This window comes from Labrys sp. E2SS-1L (assembly GCF_057073705.1).
This window is the reverse complement of record NZ_CP172712.1, coordinates 3,980,663-3,999,413: the sequence shown is the minus strand read 5'-3', so window position 1 is coordinate 3,999,413 and position 18,751 is coordinate 3,980,663. Positions and strand designations below refer to the sequence as shown.

25 protein-coding genes are annotated in these 18,751 nt (G+C 60.0%); 10 read left to right on the top strand and 15 right to left on the bottom strand.

The features are described 5' to 3' along the window. Positions 1-3 precede the first annotated feature (3 nt). The gene (locus tag ACIGJE_RS18750) at positions 4-1,296 is read left to right on the top strand and encodes a dihydrolipoamide acetyltransferase family protein (protein WP_415081386.1); all 1,293 of its coding nucleotides are present in this window, start codon (positions 4-6) and stop codon (positions 1,294-1,296) included. 45 nt (positions 1,297-1,341) lie between these two features. Here ACIGJE_RS18750 and ACIGJE_RS18745 read toward each other — a convergent pair whose 3' ends face one another. After that, positions 1,342-1,869: a DedA family protein gene (locus ACIGJE_RS18745; RefSeq protein ID WP_311934846.1), complete on the bottom strand. Its 528-nt coding sequence runs from the start codon at positions 1,867-1,869 to the stop codon at positions 1,342-1,344. Positions 1,870-2,103: 234 nt separating this feature from the next. Here ACIGJE_RS18745 and ACIGJE_RS18740 point away from each other — a divergent pair, with 234 nt between their 5' ends. Both ACIGJE_RS18740 and ACIGJE_RS18735 read left to right on the top strand, forming a co-directional pair. Next, positions 2,104-2,358 carry a hypothetical protein gene (locus ACIGJE_RS18740; protein ID WP_483678406.1) on the top strand — a complete coding sequence of 85 codons (255 nt, stop codon included), beginning with the start codon at positions 2,104-2,106 and terminating at the stop codon, positions 2,356-2,358. A 72-nt stretch (positions 2,359-2,430) separates the two neighbouring features. Further along, on the top strand, positions 2,431-2,970 hold the full coding sequence (locus ACIGJE_RS18735) for a hypothetical protein (protein ID WP_483678404.1): 540 nt from the start codon (positions 2,431-2,433) through the stop codon (positions 2,968-2,970). Between the two features lie 675 nt (positions 2,971-3,645). Here the strand turns inward: ACIGJE_RS18735 and ACIGJE_RS18730 are convergent. From ACIGJE_RS18730 to ACIGJE_RS18720, 3 genes are read right to left on the bottom strand one after another with little or no spacing between them, the layout of a single operon-like run. Next, the gene (locus tag ACIGJE_RS18730) at positions 3,646-3,906 is read right to left on the bottom strand and encodes a hypothetical protein (protein ID WP_483678403.1); all 261 of its coding nucleotides are present in this window, start codon (positions 3,904-3,906) and stop codon (positions 3,646-3,648) included. Then, positions 3,903-4,169 carry a hypothetical protein gene (locus ACIGJE_RS18725; RefSeq protein ID WP_483678401.1) on the bottom strand — a complete coding sequence of 89 codons (267 nt, stop codon included), beginning with the start codon at positions 4,167-4,169 and terminating at the stop codon, positions 3,903-3,905. Before ACIGJE_RS18725 ends, ACIGJE_RS18730 begins: the two co-directional genes overlap by 4 nt. An 11-nt stretch (positions 4,170-4,180) precedes the next feature. Next, the gene (locus ACIGJE_RS18720) at positions 4,181-4,447 is read right to left on the bottom strand and encodes a hypothetical protein (protein WP_483678399.1); all 267 of its coding nucleotides are present in this window, start codon (positions 4,445-4,447) and stop codon (positions 4,181-4,183) included. A 138-nt stretch (positions 4,448-4,585) separates the two neighbouring features. Between ACIGJE_RS18720 and ACIGJE_RS18715 the strand changes: the two genes are divergently transcribed. From ACIGJE_RS18715 to ACIGJE_RS18690, 6 genes are all read left to right on the top strand, one after another. Then, entirely contained in the window at positions 4,586-4,987 is a 402-nt protein-coding gene (locus tag ACIGJE_RS18715; RefSeq protein ID WP_483678398.1) for a hypothetical protein, read from the top strand. A gap of 11 nt (positions 4,988-4,998) precedes the next feature. After that, positions 4,999-5,667, top strand: coding sequence for an SOS response-associated peptidase (locus ACIGJE_RS18710; protein ID WP_483678396.1), 669 nt, complete (start codon positions 4,999-5,001; stop codon positions 5,665-5,667). After that, entirely contained in the window at positions 5,664-5,945 is a 282-nt protein-coding gene (locus ACIGJE_RS18705) for a hypothetical protein (RefSeq protein WP_483678394.1), read from the top strand. The genes ACIGJE_RS18710 and ACIGJE_RS18705 overlap by 4 nt, the downstream gene beginning before the upstream one ends. 21 nt (positions 5,946-5,966) lie before the next feature. Next, on the top strand, positions 5,967-6,347 hold the full coding sequence (locus tag ACIGJE_RS18700; protein WP_483678393.1) for a hypothetical protein: 381 nt from the start codon (positions 5,967-5,969) through the stop codon (positions 6,345-6,347). A 211-nt stretch (positions 6,348-6,558) separates the two neighbouring features. After that, complete coding sequence (locus ACIGJE_RS18695; protein WP_483678392.1) at positions 6,559-7,659, top strand: GNAT family N-acetyltransferase; 1,101 nt, start codon at positions 6,559-6,561, stop codon at positions 7,657-7,659. After that, positions 7,652-8,707 carry a Pnap_2097 family protein gene (locus tag ACIGJE_RS18690; RefSeq protein WP_483678390.1) on the top strand — a complete coding sequence of 352 codons (1,056 nt, stop codon included), beginning with the start codon at positions 7,652-7,654 and terminating at the stop codon, positions 8,705-8,707. The genes ACIGJE_RS18695 and ACIGJE_RS18690 overlap by 8 nt, the downstream gene beginning before the upstream one ends. A gap of 47 nt (positions 8,708-8,754) precedes the next feature. Here ACIGJE_RS18690 and ACIGJE_RS18685 read toward each other — a convergent pair whose 3' ends face one another. Beyond that, positions 8,755-9,609: a glycosyltransferase family 2 protein gene (locus ACIGJE_RS18685; protein WP_483678388.1), complete on the bottom strand. Its 855-nt coding sequence runs from the start codon at positions 9,607-9,609 to the stop codon at positions 8,755-8,757. A gap of 413 nt (positions 9,610-10,022) precedes the next feature. Between ACIGJE_RS18685 and ACIGJE_RS18680 the strand changes: the two genes are divergently transcribed. Beyond that, positions 10,023-11,039 carry an IS110 family RNA-guided transposase gene (locus tag ACIGJE_RS18680; RefSeq protein ID WP_483678386.1) on the top strand — a complete coding sequence of 339 codons (1,017 nt, stop codon included), beginning with the start codon at positions 10,023-10,025 and terminating at the stop codon, positions 11,037-11,039. Between the two features lie 322 nt (positions 11,040-11,361). On the opposite strand, the gene ACIGJE_RS18675 is transcribed toward ACIGJE_RS18680, so the two are convergent. From ACIGJE_RS18675 to ACIGJE_RS18630, 10 genes are all read right to left on the bottom strand, one after another. After that, on the bottom strand, positions 11,362-11,697 hold the full coding sequence (locus tag ACIGJE_RS18675) for a hypothetical protein (protein WP_483678384.1): 336 nt from the start codon (positions 11,695-11,697) through the stop codon (positions 11,362-11,364). 252 nt (positions 11,698-11,949) lie between these two features. After that, complete coding sequence (locus ACIGJE_RS18670; protein ID WP_483678382.1) at positions 11,950-12,243, bottom strand: hypothetical protein; 294 nt, start codon at positions 12,241-12,243, stop codon at positions 11,950-11,952. Continuing rightward, a complete protein-coding gene (locus ACIGJE_RS18665) occupies positions 12,240-12,887 on the bottom strand; it encodes a hypothetical protein (protein WP_483678381.1) in 648 nt (215 codons plus the stop codon). The genes ACIGJE_RS18670 and ACIGJE_RS18665 overlap by 4 nt, the downstream gene beginning before the upstream one ends. Positions 12,888-12,935: 48 nt before the next feature. Further along, on the bottom strand, positions 12,936-13,457 hold the full coding sequence (locus ACIGJE_RS18660; protein WP_483678379.1) for a glycoside hydrolase family 108 protein: 522 nt from the start codon (positions 13,455-13,457) through the stop codon (positions 12,936-12,938). A gap of 184 nt (positions 13,458-13,641) precedes the next feature. Next, a complete protein-coding gene (locus tag ACIGJE_RS18655) occupies positions 13,642-14,232 on the bottom strand; it encodes a hypothetical protein (protein ID WP_483678377.1) in 591 nt (196 codons plus the stop codon). After that, a complete protein-coding gene (locus ACIGJE_RS18650; RefSeq protein WP_483678376.1) occupies positions 14,226-14,363 on the bottom strand; it encodes a hypothetical protein in 138 nt (45 codons plus the stop codon). Before ACIGJE_RS18650 ends, ACIGJE_RS18655 begins: the two co-directional genes overlap by 7 nt. After that, positions 14,360-14,728 carry a septal ring lytic transglycosylase RlpA family protein gene (locus ACIGJE_RS18645; protein WP_483678375.1) on the bottom strand — a complete coding sequence of 123 codons (369 nt, stop codon included), beginning with the start codon at positions 14,726-14,728 and terminating at the stop codon, positions 14,360-14,362. Before ACIGJE_RS18645 ends, ACIGJE_RS18650 begins: the two co-directional genes overlap by 4 nt. A 65-nt stretch (positions 14,729-14,793) precedes the next feature. Beyond that, positions 14,794-16,572: a glycine-rich domain-containing protein gene (locus ACIGJE_RS18640; RefSeq protein WP_483678373.1), complete on the bottom strand. Its 1,779-nt coding sequence runs from the start codon at positions 16,570-16,572 to the stop codon at positions 14,794-14,796. 68 nt (positions 16,573-16,640) lie between these two features. After that, positions 16,641-16,994 carry a hypothetical protein gene (locus tag ACIGJE_RS18635; RefSeq protein WP_483678372.1) on the bottom strand — a complete coding sequence of 118 codons (354 nt, stop codon included), beginning with the start codon at positions 16,992-16,994 and terminating at the stop codon, positions 16,641-16,643. Then, positions 16,994-18,739 carry a hypothetical protein gene (locus tag ACIGJE_RS18630; RefSeq protein WP_483678370.1) on the bottom strand — a complete coding sequence of 582 codons (1,746 nt, stop codon included), beginning with the start codon at positions 18,737-18,739 and terminating at the stop codon, positions 16,994-16,996. The genes ACIGJE_RS18635 and ACIGJE_RS18630 overlap by 1 nt, the downstream gene beginning before the upstream one ends. Between the last annotated feature and the right edge of the window lie 12 nt (positions 18,740-18,751).

Below are 18,751 nucleotides of genomic sequence, written 5' to 3'. Positions count from 1 at the left end.
ATCATGAGCAATTTCGTGTTCAAATTGCCGGACGTCGGCGAAGGCATCGCCCAGGCCGAGATCGTCGCCTGGCACGCGGAGATCGGCCAGGAGATCCAGGAGGACGATCCGCTCGTCGATGTGATGACCGACAAGGCGACGGTGGAGATCACCTCGCCCGTTTCGGGGCGCATCCTCTCGCGTCATGCCGAGGTCGGCGTGATGGCCTCGATCGGCAGCGAATTGGTGGTGATCGATACCGGCGGCAAGCCCGAGGCTCCCGCCGCCGAACCGGCACCTGTTCCAACATCAGCGCCGACCAAGCCCGCCAAGGCGCCGGCCAAGGCTGCTCCGGCTCCGGCGCGGGTCGCCGCTCCGGTTGCCGTGTCGCCCTCGGCGGCCGCCCCGGTTGGGTCGGGCAAGGTGCTGGCGGCGCCCGCCGTGCGTGCCCGATTGGCCGCCCTCGGGCTTGACGGCAGCACGATCCGCGGCAGTGGTCCCGAGGGGCGCATCGAGCATGCCGATCTCGACGACTATCTGACCCGCAGCCAGCCCCAGTCCCAGGCTGTGCCCCCGGCTCCGACGGCCCGCCCGCCTGTGCCGCCCCCGCCCACGGCCGGCGATGAGGGCATCGAGGATATCAAGGTGATCGGCCTGCGCCGCCAGATCGCCGAACGCATGCTGGAAGCCAAGCGCAGCGTGCCGCATTTCACCTATGTGGAGGAGATCGACGTCACCGCCCTCGAAGCGGCGCGCGCCGAGATCAACACCGCAGCCGTCGGCTGGCCGAAGCTGACCCTGCTGCCCTTCCTGATCAAGGCCATGGTGCGCGGCATCGCCCAGCATCCCATCGTCAATGCCCGCTACGATGCCGACGCCGCGGTGATCCGCCGCTACAATGCCGCGCATATCGGCGTGGCGACGCAGACGCCGCGTGGCCTGGTGGTGCCGGTGATCCGCCATGCCGAATTGCTGACCCTGCACCAGCTCGCCACCGAGATTGCCAAGCTCAGCGAACTCGCCAGGGCCGGCAAGGCGAGCCGCGAGGTGCTGACCGGCTCGACCATCACGGTGTCGAGCCTCGGAGCGCTCGGCGGCATCGCCGCGACGCCGATCATCAATCCGCCCGAGGTCGCCATCGTCGGCGTCAACAAGATCGTCGAGCGACCCGTGGTGAAGGACGGGCAGATCGTCGTCGCCAAGCTGATGAACCTGTCGTCCTCCTTCGATCACCGCATCGTCGACGGCTTCGATGCCGCCGCCTTCATCAAGACGGTGAAGGGAGAATTGGAGGCGCCGGTTCGGCTGATGGTGTGAGCTTTCCAGATCGGGTTCCGAAGATGTCGGAGCATCCGAACCCGATCAGAACAGCGTTTGCAGCCAGTTGAGCCCCAAGGCACCGGGCGCCAGCACGCCGAAGGCCCAGATCACGGCCGAGGCGGCATTCACGAGCTGGAAGCTCAGCGCCGGCATTTCGCAGATGCCGGCCACCAGCGGCACCGAGGCCCTGAGCGGCCCGAGGAAGCGGCCGAAGAAGACGCCGAGCGCCCCCCATTTCTCGAAGAAGCGATGGCCGCGCGGCAGCAGGTCCGGATAGCGTGTGAGCGGCCAATAATGGGCCACGCGATGCTCGAGCTTCAGGCCGATCCAATAGGACAGCCAATCGCCGAGAAAGGCTCCTAGCGCCGCCGCCGCCCAGAAGGGCCAGAGCGACATGCCGCTTTCGCCGATCAGGAAGCCGATCCCGAGCAGGATGACGGTTGCCGGCAGCAGGAGTGAGATGAAGGCGAGTGATTCCCCGAAGGCCAGCAGCAACACGACGAGAGTACCCCAGCCTTCATGCGCGCGAACGAAGGCGATGATGGGCTGGGAGATGTCAGCGATTGTCATGGGAGACGTGCGGAAACCAAAGCATCGAATTCGCGAGATATTTGGCTGATATCGATGCTTGGGTTCGAAAATGTGGCGCGCCCTAGGGGCTACTAACGATTGTGCAAAATCAATTAGTTATGCCACTCGGACGTCGCACCTTGTGGAGGGGAATTGTTAGGCTTTTCGCTGGCGTGTGTCGCACCTTTTCGAGGCCAATGCAATTCCCGCAGTGGTGCTGTAGTATGAATTTCCATGAGCGCACCGATCGCCGGCCCAAAGAGAACGGCTGACATCTCCGACCGCCTGCTGGAATGCGAGGAGGCGCTGGAGCGCTCTTTCCAAGACCTGGTCGAGCGAGCGGAGCGGGCAGGGTGGGATACGCTTGAGATCTTTGTCGCGCTGCAGAGCCTGGCCGATCATCACATGCTGATGAAGGCCGCGGACGCCGGGACCGACGCTATGATCGCGTTCGCAAATGAGAGACGGCGAATGCTGAAGGGCAGGTAAGCTGTCGCGTCCGAATTTCCCTGCCAATTTCTTCACTTGCTGGTAACGCAGCTGAATCTCAAATTTTATCACTTGCTGATTGTATTCGGCGTACCCATACTGACGATCTGGGGCGGCGTTGGTTATTTTTGTGGTAAAAAGGTAAGAATAACGATGAAAGCGCTCGCCTTTGGTTTGTCATTCGCGTGTTCGATGTTTCTGGCTGAGACCGCGCTCGGTCAGTCGCCCACAATTAAAGATATGGATGAAGTTACAACCTCAATTAACGGCTGCTTTTCAAATGCAGATGCAGATTGCGTTTCAGGTTATATAAACAAATATATATCTCTTCCCATGACAAATGAGGTTAAGCTTCAGATAGATGGAACCAAGGCGGCTCTTAAATTAGCATTATTGCCAGGTAAGCCGAATTTGATCGGATTAATTGAGGATAGAAAGTACGGAAGCGATATTGATGTCAAAATATATTATATAAATCTTCCAGATACACCGGAAAATCCGGGAAATCAGTTTCTGTTCGTTAAGTACTCTTTCTTTCGAACGACAGGCGGATGGAAGTTGACGGGTGTCTATTTTAAGCCATCAGGAATATATCCAATTCCGGGGTTTTAAGAAAAGGAGGGGCTCAAGCCTTTCTCCGGGACAGAGTATTTGGAGTGACCCCGATTAGTATCCACCGGCCGCGCACCTTGTGAAGCCCTTTGCGCGCCATGTAAGCAGCTCGCTCCTCGTCGTTCCAGGTTTTGCGGTCGAACCACTCGCCGCCAAAGCGCTCCTGAAAGCGTTCGGCATGCTCTCGCTCGGCAAAGCAGAAGACGGAGTAGTGCACGGCATCCCGGCTGACCGAGTGCCCCCGTGGGCAAAGACTCATGCCTTCGTCCCGGCAAAAGCCATGGACCACATCATAGTTTCTGCCTCCGCACGTTTCTTGAGGAATGCGAATCTGGTGGGGCCAGCCGTAGTCGATGCCAGAGGCACGTAGCTCGTTTCGTCTCATGTCACTCCCGCGAAGGACGGATCACCATACCCTCGAAGAAATCGACGCGCTTGGTGTGCCATCTGTCGTCGGCCAATCTGAAGGCTAAGCTTGCGGTAGTCGGCCGCGCCCCGCACTTGGCGCACACCGTGCGATCAAAGAGCCCAAAGAGCGAGCCGGGCCGGCGCAGAATGTGCTTCTCGAAATCAATCTGACCTTCATGCCGGCATCGCCGGCACACGATGGACAGATGCGTCCAGCCGAACTCAAGCGCTTGGTGGATCGTTTGGGGCGGGTTATCTCTCCCCATATCACTCGTCCGATTTATCCGAGATCGGCACGTCGCCGTCGGTCAGGAAGCCCTCCCAGCGCCCGCGGGAATAGCCGCGCGAGAGATCGCGCGCGAGTTGAGCGATCTGTTCGTTTCGTTCTTCGAGCTCGGTCTGACAATGATGCAGCGCTACCAGCAGGACGCGCACAGTTGCTCTCGCGTCGCCCTCACAGGCTGCGATTGCGTCGTCTACACTGGTTTCGAGATCATCGTCGACCGGCTCCTGGGCCGGTCGGGTCATTGAGGAGCCCTGTACGGATCGTGCCACTCTTCGGGCGGCAGTCCCTGTAGTTCTCGGATTTCCGCGCGATGGAGCCGGCCAAGGCGCTCTATGCGATCAAGCGACTCTTCGTTCTCCTGATGCGAGATCAGCGCCACGCGATAGAGCCAGAGCAGCGCCGTATTCGCGGCCCCGCACTCCGCGATGACCTTCTGCAGCGCGTCCTCTTCGGCCTGTGTGGCGATGCTGCGATCGGGCCTTTCGAGATAGTCCCAGATCTTCATTTCGGCCCTCGTCACTGTCGCTTCGGCTCGTCGTACAAAATATGCTCGCCGCGTTTGATGTCGGCGTTGGGGGCGGCGTAAAAAACGTCATCGGGCAGCGGATTACCGCGCAGCCGTTGGCTCATGGCCAGATCGTTTGTGAGGCCTTCGACAACTCGCATCAGCGCGAGAACGGCGCGCTTGGGCGAACCGCAGATCTGAATTGCATCCTTAACCAGCCGTGCTTCATCTGCCGTTGGCGCGGTGTCGGGGTCGAGACCGAAGTGAATGCCGGACATCAGAGCCTCCATCCAATGTGTCGATTGCAAAAAGGCTACGCTCGCTTTTTTCGCGAGTCGAGTCTTTTGTTCTCATTTCGTTCACGGTATGCTGCCCGCTCATCCGCAGCCATCGATGGCAATCAGCAGGAGCACCAAATGAACCTGAATGCGCAATTCGAGGGAAATTTGCAGCCCGGCGACACCAGGAAGCTCGTTGTTTATGTGCCAAGTGCCACCAAGGAAGAGCTCGAGAACGGCCACCAGGCGGCCATGGCATTCTTCGAGGAGAACATGTGCCTTCCCGCCCAGGCTGCCGCCGCATTCTTCAAGCTCGAAAGCATCGAATTCGGTCTCGACGTCGATCTGACCGATCGCGAGGTTCGTATCGCTGGCGTCTGGCAGGAGGCGCAGGAGGTTGCCGCGAAGGCTATCTGCAAAGGCTGGCGCGAGCCTGCCAAATTTGCGAGCTTTGCGCTCGGCATAAGCGCCAAGAAACTCGCGGCAGAGTGCGAGGAAAATCGCAAGATGCGGGGTGATACGACGCTTCCGCATCGGTAAGGGAGGCTGTCGTGTGCAACCTGTTCAACCAGCAGATGACCCAGGAAGAGCTTCGCCAACTCGGTCCGGTCATCCGCGACACGATCAATTGGCCTGAGGCCGTCGACGTCTACCCCGACTATCCGTCGCCGATCATTCGAGACGGCGCCGATGGCGTCCGCGAGCTCGTGCTGGCGCGCTGGGGAATGCCGACGCCTCCGAAGTTCCTGGAGGGGAAGAAGACCGATCCTGGCGTCACCAACATCCGCAACGTTGCCTCGCCTCACTGGCGCCGATGGCTGGGCCCGGAAAACCGTTGCCTGGTTCCGTTCACCGCCTTTTCCGAATACTCGGACAGCGAGAAGAACGAGAAGGGCGGCAAAGCCCTGAAGTGGTTCGCTCTCAACGACAACAAGCCCTTGGCCGTTTTCGCCGGCATCTGGACGAACTGGACGTCAGTGCGGAAGGTGAAGGAGGGCGAGGTCACAGCCGATGTCTTCGGTTTCCTGACGACTGAGCCGAATGCGGTTGTGAAGCCCCATCACGCCAAGGCGATGCCCGTGATCCTGACCACCGCCGAGGAACGTGATGCCTGGATGCGCGCGCCCTGGTCCGAAGCGAAGGCGCTGCAGCGTCCCTTGCCAGATGATCAGCTGGTTGTCGTGCCTCGGCCGGCGAATGCGAGTACTGCGGAGAGATGACGCCCTGGCCCGAACTGCGCCGCGGCGGCGTGATGATTTTGAGGCAGATGCTTTGGCCCAATCATCCGGCAACGATCCTGCCCGGTGAGCCGCCAGAGATCGTGCCGGGCGAGGCCGCTGGCCTTGGCGCATTCTGCGTCACCGCGACCTTCACTGCGATCATCGTTCGTGTCGCGAACCTGAGCTTCAGACTGGAGCCGGAGGACGGGAAGCTTGGCACCAGGTGGGTCGTCGTCTGGGTGCGAACAGAAACCGAATCTACACCGTTCCGGCGCTGAGTCCGTTGAGAGGCAGAGAAAATGGCCGACCCTGCTGAGCAGCTGTTCGATCTGCCGATTGATGGAGAGACGCCGATGCCAGCCGCCCTTGCCCGAGCTCCAGCCTATTCCGGTCCATTCGCTGACGAACTCGCCAAGCTGCTGCGCGAGAACCCGACGCCGGATCCGCGGCGCTGGGAGCAGGCGAAGCAGGACGCGGTTGAGTTCTTGACAGATTGGGGCGACCAGGCCGCCGATCTTGGTTGGACGGCCGAGGAGCTGTTCGGGCTGCATCCTGTGGCGCCGCTGACCCGCTACGACGTCATGGGCCTGGTATGGCTGTTGAACGGCAAAGAGGTCAGCGCAATCGACGAGCAGACCACCACGGTCGGGGCGACAACGTATTATCGCTCGAAGCGGTGACCTAGGTCATTTTGTTCGCTTAGTGCGCATCGAGACGGGGGGAGGTACAAAGATGCTAAAGCCCTGCTGCGACGTTGCGCTCGGGTCCCCACATATCTAGAGTTCCTCCGATCACGATTCAGTGTTGATTACTTGCCTCGATTGCTTCTGAAAGGTAGCAAGGGAAGGGGGCGCTAATTTTTATTCAACGTGAATTATTGGTGGGGCAACGGTGGCTTTGTTGGTAGGTAAGCCGGAGCTTTTCGGGGTATCCGATGAGCAGATCCGGGAATTTTATAAGGCATCCTGGGGTAGACCCACGATATTGGCGGAGGCTCAATTCTACGACTGGCAGTTCTTAGAGCCGCCATCCGCTCAGGGGCGAAGCGACGATTTGCTGGTTGCTTTTGATAACGATGCCGAGGTAATCGCCGGCGTAACAGGCGTCGTTCCTCGGCCATTCAACCTTGCCGGGAAGGCTTCGCACGGCGCCGAGCTCACGACCTGGGTGGTCGCCGATGATTACCGCTCGACCGGCGTCGGCGCACTAATGATGAACGAGCTCACCAAAAAATACGACACGTTGGTCGCGATGGGCGTGACCAAATTCTCGTTGCCTGTCTTCCTGAGATCTGGATTTCGCATCCAGCGGGCCATCCCCAGGTACCTTCGCCCGTATAACCTACAGGCGGTTTCCGAAATCGGTACTGTGGATCCGCTGGCGCGAAAACTTCAACAAAGGTGGACGCCGACGGTTGAGCACGATGATTATCAAGTCCACGAGGATGTCGCGGCCGCCGACCAAATCTGGGAGAGGTTCTCCCAACTCCATCATGGTTTTGCCCGCGATGCCAAGCACCTGGCCTGGCGATATCTGAACCACCCTATTTTTGCGTATCGGGTATTCACAATCACCAAAGGCCAGGCGCAGGCGGTTGTGGCATTGCGGATCGAGGACGCAGTTCCGGGGATCAGGATTCTGCATGTCGTTGATCTGTTTGGTGATGATGAGGCTGTTTCCGCTGCCTTTGATTTTGTCGATGACTTCAGTCGAGACAACGGCATCGACATCGCCGACTTCTTCTGCAGCTCGACCAGGGTGGGTAAACACCCCCTCGCCAAAGGCTGGTTCTCAGCCCTCGACGACCAATCGTTGCGATTCCCGCATCTGTTCCATCCGGTGACGATGCGCGATCCGCCTACGACCACGCTGGTTTATTGGAGCAGAGAGAATTTCGCCGAAATGTGCGACTTCTCGGGGTTTTACGTCACAAAGTCGGACGCAGATTTTGATCGCCCGGTAGCGAAGTCGAAGGATGCCATCAATGCTTAAGCTTGACGACTATTTTGCCTCGGAAATCATTGGCTATAAACCTGCCCTTGCTTCATCGACTTTCGAGGCGCTTGGCGTTGATAGCTTCGACCTCATCAGCTTGCGGACCGGGATCGAAATAAAGCTCGGCCGGCCCATCCCTGATCGCGACTGGATGAAGGTGCGGTCTCCAGCTGATATCGCCGCCATTGTCAGTCCGAAGCCCATCGAGGCGCCCAAAGCTACAGTGAGCGCTTCGAATGTTACCCGGGAATATAGCATAGGCATGCCCCAGATGGCCCTGAGCGGCCTTTCTGAGTCGTGGCTCTTTAAGGAGCTCGGTGACATCCATTGGGAGCTCATCTCTCAGGGGCTCCGGCAACCCTCGGCGAGAATTACCGACGAGATCGGAAATAGGCTCTACGCGACGTTCACACGCATCGCGATATCGAATTCCGATCCACTTTCTTCTTACGCCGAAAATGAGGCGCTGCGGATCTCCGGGAGCATGTCCCGGTATGGGGCGGGGATCTTCATTGGCGAGTATCGTGGCGAGGCCGGAACCAAGTCCTTCACGGTCCAAGCGATGTCGAGCTTCTCAAAAAGGGCCGCGTCCGGGTCGAATAAGTCTCTCCTCAAAGGACAGCCCGATATTCCGTCCGATTCACCGATTGTATCGCTGTTCGAAAAGCCGGCTTTCCTCGAGGAATACCGGGCCCTTCGGGAGGTCTCTCCGAAGCCGTCGATTTTCGAGTGCGACTACCAGATTAATCCCTACCACGACATCAATGGGGTAGGGCTGCTGTACTTCGCGGCATATCCGATCATCGCCGACATCTGCGAGCTGCGTTTCTTCAAGCAGGGTAATCAGTGGGCTGCCGAGCACAGCACCGTGTCGCGAGATGTTGCCTATTTCGCTAACAGCGACGCGAGCGAGACGCTGAAGTTCGCCGTGCTGGACCATGTGGAGAGTGCGGAAGGCAGTGAAATCGCATCCTTGATTTCGCGCCAAGATGGAACTCCGATGGCTCTGATCCGAACGAAAAAGAAACGCGTTCCCGCAGGTTAGAGCGCAAAAAGCCCCTCCGACCCGAAGGTCGGAGGGGCTGGATCGCTCTATGCGAATTTTCGCTTCAACATGTCTTTGAGCAGAGGCTTGATGCGAACAATTTTCTTATCGAGGAACCGCGCGAACAAGATGTACAAAACCAACTTGTCGAGCGGATTAACGTTCACCTTCTTCAGCGAAGGCCAAAGGTGGTCTTTTGCCAGTTTGAGCGACCGAATTCTATTCTCGATGCTGTGATAATTCTCTCCTAGATCACGCCATTTAAATCTCTGGAGATGAACCTTGCTGCCGGACTCGGCGACGACGGCCTCCTCTACAACTAATCTGCCAATTGTGAGGATGTCGCTGTTGTGCCCGAAGAAGCCGATATTGTCCCGCGAATATTCCCAATGGGGGATGAGTTTCTCTCTCCGATAGAGGCCGTAAAACCACGGGCCCGCGCATCTGATCAGCAGCTTCTTCAATGCCGCAACTCGCGAAGCCCCAACGGTCGGATTCACCTTAAAAGTCTTCTCGTAATTGTTCTCGTAGTCGTACCAAACCGACTCGGAAACCGCCAGGGTCGCCTCAGGGCTCTTATCGAGAACGTTTGCGAGAAACTCAATATAGTCCGGATCGGCAAAGTCGTCGTATGACCGCCAGCAAAAATATTCAGATTTCGACTCTCTCAACACGAATTCGAAATTTCTAACCATTCCGATATTTTCGGACTGGCGAATATAGCGGAAGCGAGAGTCTTTCTCACAGAATTCCTTACATATATCGGCGGTATCATCTTCCGAACAATTATCTGATATGATCACTTCGAAATCTTTAAAGGTCTGATCCACCAGATTTTGAAGGCTGTCGCGTATATACGGCGAACCATTATAGACAGGTACGCCAATAGAAACCTTAGGCATGTGTTTATACCACCCCAGAAATATGAATCGCGGTGGTTTAAACCTAAATTCTATTCAAAGCAAAAATTGCCTCTAGCCACATATTTCCTAGGGTACTTGCAATACGGTCAGTGGCAATTGGCTACCTCCGCCGACGTGTTATGATTCTGCGGCCTTCCTCTGTGATGTCTTTGCACTCGCTATTATCACGCGTGGGCTGTGGTGAAATTTTACCGTCCATTCAAATTGATCTCGCCATTAATGATCAGAGAGCTCGGTTCCGCGAACTCTCATTGCCACGGCGGGCGGCGCGATAATTTTTTTGCGTTTATGTGCTGTGTTCGCTGGCCAACTCCCAGTCGCCTCTTGCAATGTCATTCCCCCTGCAAACAACTTCATTATGCGTCTCTGGAAGTTTCAACTGGAGCAGCGCAGTGAAGTTTTTCGTCGGCCTGGATGTTTCCGTTGACTCGACAAGCGTCTGCATCATCGACGATGCAGGCAAGGTGGTCCGAGAAGGCAAAGTGGAAAGCTCTCCCAAACCAATTGCGAAGTTTCTTTCCAAGGAAAAACGACGATGCACAGCGATTGGACTGGAAGCCGGTGCAATGTCGCAATGGCTCTATCGGGAGCTGAAACTGCGGAACTTCCCGGTAACATGCATCGAGACCAGGCACGCTCATTCCGTGCTGAAAGCACGCCTAAACAAGACCGATCGCAATGATGCGCATGGCATCGCTCAGATAATGCGGTTCGGCGTGTTTAAGGCCGTCCACGTCAAGCCGGTAGACGGGCAATTGATCAAGGGACTTTTGAATTGCCGTAGGTTTTTGCAGGTGAAGCTGATCGCAACAGAACTCAGCATCAGAGCTTTTCTGCGCTCGTTCGGGCACAAGTTGGGGCGAATTTCGCGCAAGGCTTTCCATGCTAGCGTTCAAAAGCTTATCGATAGGCAGCCACCATTGCGCCAGGTGGTCCAACCTTTGTTGTTGGTCAGGCAGTCCCTCGCTCAACAGTTCGAGGTTCTCCACAAACAGGTATTCGCAGCCGCCCATTCGGATGAGGTCTGCCAGCTATTGATGACTGTGCCGGGCGTCGGACCGTTGGTGGCATTGGTGTTTCGGTCCGCCGTCGACGATCCTGGCCGATTTAAGCGGTCCAGATCGGTGGGAGCTCATTTCGGCTTCACTCCACGAACCTATCAATCCGGAGGTACGGACCGGCGCGGCAGCATTTCCCGATATGGCGACAACTATTTGCGGCACATAATGCGATCTGCCTCCGCCGCAATTCTTCGGCCGAATACGAGACCCACTCCACTGAAAGTCTGGGGAGTCCAACTTGCAGAACGGCGAGGCAAGAAGATTGCCCGTACTGCTGTTGCCCGTCGTCTCGTCGTCATCCTTCATCGAATATGGATTGATCGTTCTCCCTACCAGTGGGAAGCTTAATTTTGGAGGTCCCGTCAGGGGCAGGGGAGTGGCGAGATCGGTGGCGGGGCTGGAGTGCTGCATGCATCTTCGTGAAAATCCCGTGATCCGCCACTCCCTTTTAATTTGGGCTTTCCATCCCTAATGGATGTCGAGAAATTGCTGTCAGGCGGGAACGATAGCTCGTAGCCCCGCTGCAGCGGGGGCGCATGTTTGGTTCGTCTGCTTGTGCTGGTCAGCCTGTCGAGCTACGCCAAAACGCAAAAAGCGCCCCCGATCCCGAAGGACCAGGGGCGAGTGTACCGCTGTCAGGTGCGGCAAAATATAAAACTCTGAAAAGGCGTCAGGGATCCCAGCCGAACAGTTTCTTGGCGAACGACACCACGGCCGAAAAGTTCGTTATGAGCATCCAGAATCCGGTCCCGATGGCTGAGATCGTGATACCGGCGAGCGTTACAACGCCCATCAGTTTCCCGTCGAATTGCTCGAGCTTCATGATGCGGGCATCGTGCTTGCTCACTGCGTCCGGCAGCGGATCGAGCTTGTTTTCGACCTTGTCGAGCTTCTGCAGGATCCGCTGGTTTTCCAGGCTAGCCTGCTTCAGTTCGGTGATGACCGTCTGCAGGTCCTCCCGTAGCATCTCGACCCTGGCATCGAGTTCGCCAACGGAACGGTGCAATTCCGCTTCTCCATAAGATCTTGCCATCATCCCCAATCCCAGAATGCGAAGGAGCGGTGCCGTGCCATTGCGCAGTTTGTCCTTTAGGGACCAGCTGGAAGGCCTCGGCATAGCCTGGCCTCGCGATCCAATCGATCGAGATCCCCAATTACTGGGAAAGCATCGGGGTGAACATCCAGATAGTCGGCGGCCCGGTTGAGCGAGGCTGCCGGCAAAGGGTTTGGGCAGATCGGCGCGAGCTGGCGCTGGATCTCAGCCCGCCGGTTGGTTGCCTTGGCCGGTACCGCTGCCACTGCTTTCGGCGGCGGCACGTGCGCGCAACTCGGCAGCCAGATCGCCAGCAGAGCCAGCGGGAGAAAGTTGCGAGCGCGCATCGGCTACTCCGGTGATGACCTGTTGGGTTTCGGTGGCGGCGGATGAGACGGCCGCGTTCGCGATCGCCTCATCTGCCTTCTGCTGGGTCTGCCAGGTCGTCAGCCAATCGGTGGCGGCCTTGCCGAAGGCATCGAGGAACAGAGCCAGCAGCGCAGACCAGAACGCGCTCATGCGGCAGCAGGGGCGGCTGCAGGCGCAGCGGTGGGTGCAGGCGCCGGCGTGCTTCCGGTGATCACCGGCGTGCCGTTGACGGTGGTGACGCTTGCGGACGCATCGAGGTTGAGCCGGGCGATGATCTTCTGCGCGATGGCATCGAGGCCGCCCATCCAGTTGATCAGCCACTGCGGAGCCTGGATTGTCACATAGTTCAGCGCCTGGGCGAGAACGGCGTTGCCGACATTGACGCTCAGCGTCTTGCCCGCCGTGGCGCCCTCGACGGCATTGATCGCATAGCCAATGGCCTTGGTCAGAAGCTGGTCGACCTGCATTGTGGAGATGATCTGGCCGATACTCGCCGGCAGTTTCCGGACGAGCCAGAGCAGCGCCACAGGGACGATCTCAAGGATGAGCGTGCCGATACTGTTGATCCAGTCGCCGTAAGGGATCGAAACGGCGGTGTCGGCGGCCGCGGTTGCCGTCTGAGCGAGCGCCGGAGCGGCGAGGGCGAACAGCGCCACGGCGCCGGCCCAGGCATAGGCCGGGAGGAGAGGAGCAACGACGCCCACCGAAAAGACCACCAGGCCGACGAGGGGATGGAAGAAGACAGACGTCACCAGCGCGAGCGCCAGCAGCGCCGCGAGATAGAAGCGGTTCATGTGATGGATTCCTGATCAGGGGAATTTGCCCGGTGCCGCCGGGCGCGGTTACTTGATCATGGCCAGCGCGGTTGCCTGGACGTGATTGACTCGGTTGGTCCAGCCACGGCCGAACGTCACCCAGGTCTTGAGGCGGTGCATGAAGCCGAGGCGACGGGCGCAAAGCTTGCGCACCAGAGCCTTGCGGTCAGTTACCCCCTGCACGGCTTGGATGGTCAGCAGACCGATATGGCCATCGACGGCGACGCCGAGGCAGGCCTGGAGATCCTTGGCCGCTTTCACCGGGCCCGAGTTCACTGCATAGTCGAACAGCGCGTAGTCGACTCCGGCCGGCAGATCGGCATACCGGATCGGCTGCGCATATTGGACGTCGAGGATCCGCGTGGCCTCCGGCAGTTGCAGGGCGGCAACTTCTGTGGGCATGGCCTTGCGGCCCAGCTTGCGCCATGCGCCGAGCGCCGCGGCCGTGATGCCGTATTTCGTGGCGCCGCCCGGATCACGCGGATGGTTCACATAGCCGCCCTCAGAGCCGAAGACGAGTTTGATCGATTGGGCGAGGGTGTCGCTCATTGGGGGCCTTGCTAATTTTTACGATTGGATTCGTGGGGCGATATCAGGCGCTTGCGCGGAGGCGCATCGCCGCGGAACTAAATCACGCGCTCGGCCGTTCTTGGCGCGCTGGCAGTAGGGATGTTGCTGGCAACGCGGCCCGGTCTATTGTTCCCTGCCAGAGAGCACAAGGCCGGGTCGCTCCTCAAACGACTAGGGCAAGAGCAGCTCCGATCACGGCGCCGAACAGCAGCTCGCAAAGCGGGATGCCGCCGGGGTGCTTGATCCGGTGTCCGATCTCATAGGCGACCGTTTGGAGAGGGCCGAGAAGGATGAGCCAAGGCGATATGAATGCGAGCGGCGCCAGCAGGACAGTGTTCCTGGTCGTGAAGCAGGCGTAGTCGTTGCGCAGATAGGAATGGACGTCCCCTGGCTCTCCATCCTGGTCCGGCGGATCCTGGTAGGTGTCGGTGATCTGGCCCCAAGGGATCTGATCGGCGAGGCTCTCAAGAATAGCGGCCCACCAGGCCGGTTCTCCGCTGATCGAACGGGGTTCCCGGTTCAGTGTGTACCAGCGACCCCACTCTGGAACTCCCCAGAGCAGATAGGTCAGGCCGAAGATCAGGGCATCGCGCCAGCCAAGCGCCGGCCACGCCGCCAGAGCGGATAGAGGGGCGGCGTAGAAGATCCCGCGCCCGGGCAGCTTCTCCAGCAGGGCAGAAACGCCGAGCCAGGCGCCTCCGCCACGCGCATGGTTCAGGATGGCGAACGCCGGAATCAGCAGCAGCCTCACCATTTGCGGATCTCCTTCGAGACCGCGCCCCACATCGCAGCATCGCGCTTGGCGCCGCAGGCGGACGGGGAATAGCAAAAGGCACAGGACGTCAGGGCAAGCACGACTGTCACCAGCATGAGGATGCGGATCATTTCAGAACCTCGATTTTGACCTTGGCCGTGCCGGCGGAGAGGATACCGAGCGAGCGAGCGGATCCCCGCGACAGATCGATTTCTCGGCCGGTCCAGGTTGCCGGCCCACGATCATTCAGCCTACAGACGATTGATCGTCCGGTCCTGCGATCGGTGACACGCAGCATCGAGCCGAAGCGGCCTCGGCGCCTGGCGCACGTCAGACCGTCAGGGCGAAAGGCCTCGCCATTGGCAGTTCGGTGCCCAGATTGATACCAGCTCGCGATTCCGCGTTCCGCCCCCAGGGCTGGATCAATTGCTACGGCCGCCCAGATCAGACCGACGGCGAGGGCGATGGTGCCGACGTCGCGGCGGTCGATAAGCAATGATCAGAGCTCCAAAAAGAAGCCCCGCCGAAGCGGGGCCCAGTTGGTCGGACGTGAACTGAAGATCAGGAAAATTCCATCACGATGACGACGCCCGGGCCGCCGGTGCCGCCAGTGACAGCCGCGCCGCCCTGGTTCTCACCGCCGCCACCGCCGCCGCCATACTTGCCGCCATCGAAGCCGTTGCCGGTGCCGGCGTTGAGCGTGTTCGATACGAGCCCGCGCGCGCCAGCTCCCCAGAAGGAGTTACCGCCGCAACCGGATGAGGTGTTGTCGCCGGACGTGCCACCGCCGCCGTCAACGGTCCAGAGACCGGTGCCGCCAGATCCGCCAGCGCCGCCTTGTGCATAGGCTTGCGAGCCATTCCTGAGACCGCCCTTGCCGCCGTTGGCGACAGCGTAGGTGCCGAAGGAGACTTGGCCGCCATCGGCACCGTTCATGCTGGCGTTGCCGGACTTGGAACCACCGAGGCCAGGAGGATTGATGGTGATCGGCACTGTCGTGACCGAGGTCATGTCGACGAAGGCGAACGCCGTCTCACCAGCACCGCCGCCGCCAGATGCGACAAGGTCGCCGCCAGCTGCCGCACCGCCGCCGCCACCAGGCGCCGTCGCCATTACGAGCGCGGTCCTTGCGCCGGCCGTCTTGGTGAAGGTCTGCGTGCTCGTGAAGACGCGAATATTCAGGAGGGAGCCTGGCAGACCAGTTTTCACGACCGCCAGCAGTTCCGAATATTTCAGAACCCGGTGGTGAGCATCGCCCTGGCTGTAGAACGGAAGCAGGTCAGCCGCGACGATGTTGGGCTGATCGGTCAGGCTCGGTAGATTGAGGGCAACGACACCAGAGCCGTTGACGTTGATGCCTTCGCCTGAGGTTCCGGAGAACGAGCCGACCGAGGTCGAAGTCGTGGTGTTGATGAAGCGGTAGGATGTACCGTCAAAGGCAACATGGGCGAGATAGTTGCCTGTCATTGCCCCGTTGCCGAGCGCGGTGCCGTCAGCGTTCAGAAGCGCAAACGTGCCGACACCAGCAATCGTGATCGTCATGCCGGTGCTGTTCGGCGAAGCCATCTTGCGGACGAAGAAGGCGGCCGGCGGAGCCGACGGCTGCGGGCTCAACGTCACCGACATGGCGTTGGCGGTGCCGGTGTCCGCCGCATACTGCCAAGCGCCGGCCTGAACCCACTTCGGCAGGTCCGGGAGCTTCACCGATACCAGAGGCGCCGTCGGCAGAAGGGCGACGTTCGCCGAGACGATGGAAGATGCGCCATTGGCAACGGTGACGGCGTAGAGGCCGACCCAGCCTGGATCGGGAGAGGGCGTTACCTGACTGCCGGCCGTTGCGGCGATGCCCGGCTTGGCCTGCACGACGACCTTGCAGGTGCGACTGGTCGGTTGGGCAACGCCAGACCCGTTCGGCCCGGTGTACGGGGTCAGCGGGTTCGACGAATTGAAGTAGGGCAGAACCGCGTCGCCGTCGTCGACTTCCGACAGCTGGGCCTGGATCAGATAGTTGACGGCCTGGCCCGACGTCGAGGGCGGCACGAGCGTCAGGGTCTGGACGTCGAGGCTGATGCCCTGCTTGACGACGGTGTGGACCGCATCGACCGGCAGCGAGCCGTAGCCCGTCGCGTCGACAGGCTCGACGGTGTAGATCGATCCGGGAGCGACCTGCACAGCCATCGAGGCCGGCAGCGTCGGCGTCACAGCGAGACCGTCGGCAATGGTGTTGGTGCCGAGCACGCCCTGGGCCAGATAGCCGAGCGCGATCATGGCATTGCGTTCGTGGGTCAGCCAGACGGTGTCGGTCGGCTGTTGCCCGGCATAGACGATCGTGCGATGCAAGGTGAAGGCTCCAAAGAAAAAGCCGCCCTTGTGAGGCGGCTGAACAGGAAGGTTCTGGGAGACGAGAGTTAGGCTGTTGGCTCGAGCAACGCGGCGGCCCGCTCAGCTCCGAAGGCGCTCTCGAAGGCGGCTTTCACTGGCCCGTACATCTCGTCAGTGGTGGCCAGGGTCTGGCTGTCCTGCCACAGCCGCCGAAGGCGGATCGGCTGGGAGTTCAGCTGAGCGTCGATGACCTCAGCTTCTTCTTCCGTCGCCCGGCGCCAGATATCCGCCTTGTAGATGACAGTCGGTTTGGGGGCGATTGAGGTGAGGAAAGCCTCGACCTCGGCATCATCGCCCTCAAGCCACTCTTCGGCAAAGCCCGGTTGTTCGTTGGCATAGACGCCGACAATGGCGCCCTCCACACGCTGAACGAACGGCATCACACCCTTCCTCTCGTATCGATCCACCCATGGGTGATGATGTTGACGGTCGTCGAGGCACTGTTGGTGTTCCGGTGCCTGATCTGGCCGCTGCTGTTGGTCCGGATTCGCAGCCTCGCGTAGCCTCGGCTGTTCGTCGAAGCGGCGATCACCGTGAAGTACGGAGCGACCGTCGAGGAGGGGGCCAGATCCGATGTCAGCGGCGATGAGACCAGCACAAAGCCGAAGGAGGAGCTGTCTGCGCTGAACTCGAAATCCGCCTCGATGCCAGCGATCGGCGGAACCGACAGCGTGACGATTTGTGCAGCCGCTGAGGAAACGCTCGACGATGCGTCTGCAACCGGCGAGTCCCACAGAAACTGATCGCCGACCTGGATGAAGGCCGTGACCTGAGAACTCCCATCGGTCTTGATCGCGCCCAGCCGGCGCCGCGCCGTGTAGCCCGAAGGCATTGTCGGAGCGGTCGCACTCAGCGAGAGCAGGGCATCGATCGATCCGTCGCTATCTTTGCGGATCAGCCAGACCTCATACCACGTGCTCGCCGCGATTGAGCCGGTGTCGAGGCCGCCATTGCCGGTGCCCGCAGCCCAGGTCGAGAGCGACTTCGTGATCGCGGAGGCCAGCGTCATGTTGAACGCCGTGCCGCCATCCTCGTTGCGAGCGAAGCCGGTGGCGATTCCGACGGTCGTTGCCGAGGCACGGGAGAGCGTCAGACCGACGAGTGTGCCTGGCGCCCATGTCGAGGTGATGCCGGTCAGGAGCGAGCCGTCGACGGCGGGAAGACGCGCGCTGCCATCAAGAAGCGGGATCGTGCCGGCTGCCGTGCCGGTGTTCTTGGTGGCTGCCGTTCCCAGTCCAGTGATGGCCGTGGATGGCACGACCTGGGTATTGGCGACGAGCCAGCTTCCGCCAGCAACATCCCACTCGGTGCCACCCCGATTGATCAGGATGACGTCCTGGCCTGGCTTCAAAACCAGCGAGGTGTTGCCAGCGTTCAGACCGGCCGGCGGGCAGTAAATGAAATCGCTGCCCTGCCGAACGATCGTCACATTGGCGGTGCCGTGATTGAACACCGTAATAGTTGGGCCGGCTACGGTCGCACCCCACACGCCACCAACGGGCAATGTGATGTTGATGGGGCTTGCTGCGCTGGCCTGAACAGCCTTGCCGTGGTCTGCAGCCGCCAGAGTGATGTTGGCGCTAGCGAATACGAAGCCGGCGAAGTTGCCGAGCACCGACTTGACGAAGGCGGTGGTGGCTAGGCTGGTGTCGTTGTCGCCGACTGCTTGCGTTGGGGCTGTCGGGTTGCCGGTGAAGGAGGGAGAGGCGACGGGCGCAATTACACTCGGAAAAACGGACTGAAAAAAGCTAAGCACATACTGGGTGCTGGCAGCTAGATTGCTAGGGGTATCGAGAGCCGATTGATTGGCTACAGTGACAACCGCACCCGTAAAATTCTGCGCACCCGTCCACGTCTGCCCAACATTGATCTTGGCGACGGCGCTCCAGGCTACCCCGCTGTCCTTCAGCGTCGTCCCGTCGGTGCTGTCCCAGAGAACGACATTGTTCACGACCGTCGACAGCGGGCCGCCCACCAAGCCGATCGCCGCCTTCCACTGCTGGGCAGTCGGTTTGGCCAGAACGGTCGCGCTGAAGGACGACACACCGCCAGCGTCGAACTTGGCGTCGAGGGCAGAGTTCAACTGCGCGGCAGTGAGGACCTGCCCCGGGACGAAAGGTGCCATGTCGTGGAATTC